This is a genomic window from Streptomyces sp. KR55, from assembly GCF_052245645.1.
Taxonomy (GTDB): domain Bacteria; phylum Actinomycetota; class Actinomycetes; order Streptomycetales; family Streptomycetaceae; genus Streptomyces; species Streptomyces flavusporus.
In genome coordinates this window covers 1-5,332 of record NZ_JBQQCE010000582.1, presented here as the reverse complement: position 1 = coordinate 5,332, position 5,332 = coordinate 1, and the positions used below count along the sequence as shown (strand labels likewise).

The following is a 5,332-nucleotide window of genomic DNA, read 5'->3' as shown; positions in this document are numbered from 1 at the left end:
GGGGATGATGCGCTGGCGTCCCAACACCCTGTTCGCCGACGGTGCCGCGCACAGTCGCTACCGCACCTCGCTGATCGACACCTTCGACCTGGTCGAGCCGCACGATCTGCGGGCGCGGGTGCACCGGGCGGTGCATGTGCTGGTGAGCCGGTTCGGGCCGCGGGGCGAGGCCGACCTGGTGGGTGACTTCGCCCGGCCGCTGATGGCCCTGGTGTTCAACAGCCTGTTCGGGCTGCCGGACAGCCAGAGCGACCGGCTCAACGCCGCCCTGGGCAAGATGATGGAGGGCGGCGCACAGGCGGCCGAGGGCGAGGCGGAGTTCGGCGGATACGTCCTGGAGCTGATCGCGGCCAAGGCCGAGGAGCGCGGCGACGACCTGCCGAGCCGGCTGCTGGACCATCCGGCCGGGCTCACCCCGGAGGAGGTCACCTGGCAGGTGTTCCTCACCCTCGGCGCCGGGCACGAACCGACCGCGAACCTGGTGTCGAACGCGCTGTCGCGGATCCTCGGCAACCCGGACTACTACTCCACCCTGACGAGCGGCGCCCGTCCCGTGACGGACGCGGTCGTGGAGGTCCTGCACCACGAGACGCCCCTGGCCAACTACGGCATCCACTTCGCCCGCAGGCCGCTGTCCTTCCACGGCGTGTGGATCCGGGCCGCGGTGCCGATGGTCATCTCCTACGGGGCGCTGGCGTACTTCGCCGAGCAGGAGCACGGTGCCGACCGGCACCCGGGCGACGCCTCGCACCTGTCGTGGTCGGCCGGCCCGCACGCCTGTCCGGTCAAGCAGCACACGCTGCTCATCGCCACCGAGGCGATCGAGCGGCTCACCCAGTGGCTGCCGGATCTGGAGCCCGTCCTGCCCCGTGAGCGTCTGACCTGGCGGCCGGGTCCCTTCCACCGGTCGCTCACCGCGCTGCCCGTGCGTTTCACCCCTCGCTCCCCCGACCAGCCAGGAGACCGCCCGTGACCGTGACCGACCGCATCGACCGCTTTGTCATCGACTCGTTCGGATCCGACATTCCCGGCGAGAGTGCCCGGCTGCGCGCCCTCGGTCCCGTCGTGCCCGTGGAGCTGCCCGGCGGCATACCCGCCTGGGCGCCGACCGGTTACGACGTACTCAAGCAGCTGATCCTCGACCCGCAGGTCAGCAAGGACCCCCGCCGGCACTGGAAACTGTGGCCGGAGATCGGGGAACACCCGTCCTGGGGCTGGCTCCTGGGCTGGGTGGGCGTGGTCAACATGTTCTCCACGTACGGCGCCGACCACACCCGGCTGCGCAAGCTGGTCTCGCCCAGCTTCACGCACCGGCGCACCGAGGCGATGCGTCCGCGCGTCGAGGCGGTCACGGCCGAGCTGCTCGACGCACTGGAGTCGGCCGGGACCGACGGTGACGTGGTGGATGTGAAGGCGGGCTTCGCCCATCCCCTGCCGCTGCGCATCATCTGCGACCTGTTCGGCGTGCCGGACGAGATGCGGGAGGACACCGCGCGGCTCATCGCTGCGATCATGGACACGTCCGATCCGACTCCGGAGCACGCCGCGTTCGTGCAGCAGCAGATCGGCACGGTACTGCCCGCGCTCATCGCCCACCGCAGCGAACACCCCGGCGACGACCTGACCACCGAGCTGATCCGGGTGCGCGACGAGGACGGCGACCGGCTCAGCGACGAGGAGCTGCTGTACACCCTGCTGCTGGTCATCGGGGCCGGTTTCGAGACCACCGTCAACCTCATCGGCAACGCGGTCGTCGCCCTGCTGCGCCGGCCGGAGCAGCTGGCGGCAGTGCGGGCCGGGAAGATCACCTGGGACGCGGTCGTCGACGAGACGCTGCGGGTGCACCCGTCCATCGCGGCGCTGCCGCTGCGGTTCGCCGTCACGGACCTCGAGGTCGGGGATGTCACCATTCCGGCCGGGGACGCCATCATCACGACGTACGCCGCCGCCGGTCTGGATCCGGCGCACTACGGGCCGGACGCGGACGTCTTCGACGCCTCGCGCGGCGCCGACGACCATCTGGCGTTCGGGATCGGTGTGCACCGGTGCATCGGCGCGCCACTGGCCCGCATGGAGGCGCTGACCGCGCTGCCCGCCCTGTTCGACCGTTTCCCCGAGCTGCGGCTGGCCGTCGGTGAGGGCGAGTTGCGGCAGGTGCCGTCGTTCATCGCGTTCGGATGGCAGGAGGTGCCGGTGCGGCTGGACGCGTGAGGCCCGGCTCCGGACGCGGCGTGGCAGGGGCGCGACCGGTCCCCCGTTCCGGTCGTGCCCCTGCGGCTCGTTGAACCTACGTGCAGGGCGGATCGGTTGTGAACCGCGTCGATGCCCGTTTCACCGGCCGGAGGACTCACCCGTGCACAGGTGAGTCCGGATGGCCCGGATTCGCCCCCTGCAGGGCGGGCTGGTCGAGGTCGCCCAGCGCGAGGTGCGCCAGGACCACCTCGTAGAGGTCGGTGCCGCCGGAGAGGAGCTGGCGTTCGAGGACGGGCTCAGCGCTGCGCACGTGCTCCCGTACGGTCTGCGCGTGGACGCCCAGCAGCTGCGCGGCCCGTTCGGCGTTGCCGCCGGCCGCGATCCAGGTGCGCAGGGTGCGGCGCAGGTCCCTGGTGTCGGTGTCGAGGCGTCCCAGCAGGTCGCGGGCCCAGGTGCGCACGGCGGGCCCCGCCAGGAGCTCGCCGAACCTGCTGGGGGCCGCCTCGCCGGGGTCGCCGGGGAGCTCCATGAGGGCGGCCTGTGTGTTCAGCGCGAGATGGACGGCGGCCCGGACGGTGAGGTCCGACAGGTCCGTGCGCAGCAGTCCCTCGACGCGTTCCATACGGGCGCGGACGGTGTTGCGGCTGACGCCGAGGACCTTGGCCGCGTTGACGGCGGTGAACTCCAGGCCGAGTCGGGTGGTGGCGAGGAGCTCGGCGCGGGTGTGGTACGGCAGGGTGTCGAGGGGCCTCAGCAGACCGGCCGTCCAGCAGCGCAGTGCGGCCGGGTCCATCAGGCGTTCGGGGTGGGTGCGCTCGGCGTACACGGCCGCCTTGTCCGGGCGGAAGTGCGCCACGGCGGGGGCGCTGACGGCCTGGCCGTAGGCGGTGGCGGTCTGGGCGAGGCTCTGCCGGACGCTGCCGCCGAGGAAGACGTCCGGGCGGCCGTCGACCAGCGAGCGCAGCTCCGTGGCCGCGGCCTCGCCGGGCGTCACGACGATCACATGCGAGTCCACGGCCGGGCAGCGCACCACAAGGGCCTGTTCCGAGGTCGCGTCCAGACATTCCTCGGCGAGCCGGTCGCGTTCCTCGGGGCGGCTCTCGGCCACGTAGACGCAGGCGGTGTCCGTGTCGAGGAGGCCGGGCCAGAGGCCGGCGGCCACCCGGCGGGCGGAGACGGTGTCCTCGACCATGAGCAGTTGCAGGATCGCCAGGCGCAGGTCGGAGGCGGCCCTGCGCAGACGGTGTCCGGCCGCGGCGCTCTCCCGTGCCCACAGCATGAGTTCGAGCACTCCGGCGGTGTGGGTGACGATGTCGGAGGTGCGCCGGTCGAAGGGGGCCGGGCGGGTCACCGCCAGCACGCCGGCCGACGTGGGGCGCGGCAGCTCGACCCTGACCAGCCGCCGGTGGTGTCCGCCGTCCTGCAGCGCGGCGGAGGCGATCCGGCCGGCGGCGATGTCCGCGACCAGGTCCTCGTCGAGCGGTGTCCGTGTTCCGGCGAGGAGGGTACCGGCGTCGTCCTGCAGTGACACGTCCGCGTCCGCGGCGTCCGCGAGCCAGGCGACGACCCTGCGGACGTCCCGCGCGGACGGCCTGAGATGGTCGAGCAACTGCTGCGCCCACGTCGGGTCCGTGCCGTCCGCCACGTCCACGCGACGGCCCTCGTCATCTCGGCCAGCCACGTCGGCCCTGCCCCCTTCTGCTCGTTCCGTACCCCGCGTCGGGGTCACCCGGTCGGGGACGTTACCTCAAGCGTGGTCGAGCGTCCCTGGGACTTTCACCGGCCGGACGGCATACGGCGGCAGGAAACGGGCCTGACCAAGGCCTGGCCGCTGCCCTCGACGCGACTCCCGTGCGGGCACGGGCCGGTCTGCCCGTTCGTCGCCGCTTGCCGGGCATAAGCTCGGCAGATGGCGAAGTACTACGACGTGCACCCCGACAACCCCCAGCCGCGCACCATCGCCCAGGTCGCCGACAGTGTCCGCTCGGGGGCGCTCATCGCATATCCCACGGACTCCTGCTACGCGCTCGGCTGCCGACTGGGCAGCCGGGACGGCATCGAGCGGATCCGGACCATCCGCAAGCTGGACGACCGGCATCACTTCACCCTCGTCTGCCAGGACTTCGCGCAACTCGGCCAGTTCGTGCGGGTCGACAACGACGTGTTCCGCGCGATCAAGGCGTCGACGCCCGGCAGCTACACGTTCATCCTGCCGGCGACGAAGGAGGTGCCGCGCATGCTGCAGCACCCGAAGAAGAAGACCGTCGGCGTGCGCATCCCCGACCATGTCGTCACCCAGGCCCTGCTCACCGAACTCGGTGAGCCGCTGCTGTCCAGCACCCTGCTCCTGCCGGACGAGGACGAGCCGATGACCCAGGGCTGGGAGATCAAGGACCGGCTCGACCACGTGCTGGACGGCGTGGTCGACTCCGGCGACTGCGGGACCGAACCGACGACGGTGATCGACTTCTCCGGGGGCGAGGCGGAGATCGTCCGGCGCGGGGCGGGTGACGCCACGCGGTTCGAGTGAGCGGCGGGGCAACGGGTTTCTTACCCGCACATGTCACGATGGCCACCGCGGGCCCGTCGAGCCGGCGGGTCCCACGTCGCCGACCGCGCAGAAAGGCAGCCAGCCATGACCGCCGTACAGGGAACGGACGTTGACATCCCCACCGAGGACGGCACCGCCGACGCCTATCTGACCCACCCCGGCGACGGCGGCCCGCATCCGGCGGTCCTGTTCTACATGGACGCCTTCGGGCTGCGGCCGCAGCTCAGGTCGATGGCCGACCGGCTGGCCGGAGCCGGGTACACCGTCCTGGTGCCGAACGTCTTCCACCGTCAGGGGCGCGCCCCGGTCGTGGAGCTGCCCGGGTTCATCGACGATGCGGCACGCGGCGGGCTGTTCGAGCAGATCCGCCCGGCGGCGCAGTCCCTGACGCCAGAGGTCGCGATGCGTGACGCCGGCGTGTACCTGCGGTGGCTTGCGGACCGCCCCGAGGCGGCGGACGGCCCGGTCGCGGTGACCGGCTACTGCTTCGGCGCGCGGCTGGCGCTGCTCACCGCCGGCACGTATCCGGAGCGCGTCGCGGCGGCGGCCGGCTTCCACGGCGCACAGCTGGCGACCGACGCGCCGGAC

General features: G+C 72.3%; 5 protein-coding genes. 4 read left to right on the top strand and 1 reads right to left on the bottom strand.

What is annotated here, in order from left to right:
* Window positions 1–973, top strand: a 973-nt coding sequence (locus ACTWQJ_RS45850) for a cytochrome P450 (protein WP_443312316.1), incomplete at its 5' end; no start/stop codon positions are given.
* Window positions 970–2,211, top strand: a complete 1,242-nt coding sequence (locus tag ACTWQJ_RS45845) for a cytochrome P450 family protein (protein ID WP_443312315.1) — start codon at window positions 970–972, stop codon at window positions 2,209–2,211. The genes ACTWQJ_RS45850 and ACTWQJ_RS45845, both read left to right, overlap by 4 nt.
* A 136-nt stretch (window positions 2,212–2,347) precedes the next feature.
* Here ACTWQJ_RS45845 and ACTWQJ_RS45840 read toward each other — a convergent pair whose 3' ends face one another.
* Window positions 2,348–3,874 (bottom strand): helix-turn-helix domain-containing protein, encoded by a 1,527-nt coding sequence (locus tag ACTWQJ_RS45840; RefSeq protein WP_443312314.1) that lies wholly within the window; start codon window positions 3,872–3,874, stop codon window positions 2,348–2,350.
* A 228-nt stretch (window positions 3,875–4,102) separates the two neighbouring features.
* Here ACTWQJ_RS45840 and ACTWQJ_RS45835 point away from each other — a divergent pair, with 228 nt between their 5' ends.
* Window positions 4,103–4,723, top strand: coding sequence for an L-threonylcarbamoyladenylate synthase (locus tag ACTWQJ_RS45835; RefSeq protein WP_443312313.1), 621 nt, complete (start codon window positions 4,103–4,105; stop codon window positions 4,721–4,723).
* A 105-nt stretch (window positions 4,724–4,828) separates the two neighbouring features.
* Window positions 4,829–5,332 (top strand): dienelactone hydrolase family protein (locus tag ACTWQJ_RS45830; protein ID WP_443312312.1); only part of this gene is annotated, 504 nt, incomplete at its 3' end.

Bases quoted from the DNA above. Each gene is read 5' to 3' on its own strand.
- ACTWQJ_RS45835 (WP_443312313.1), top strand. From the start codon at position 4,103: ATGGCGAAGTACTACGACGTGCACCCCGACAACCCCCAGCCGCGCACC.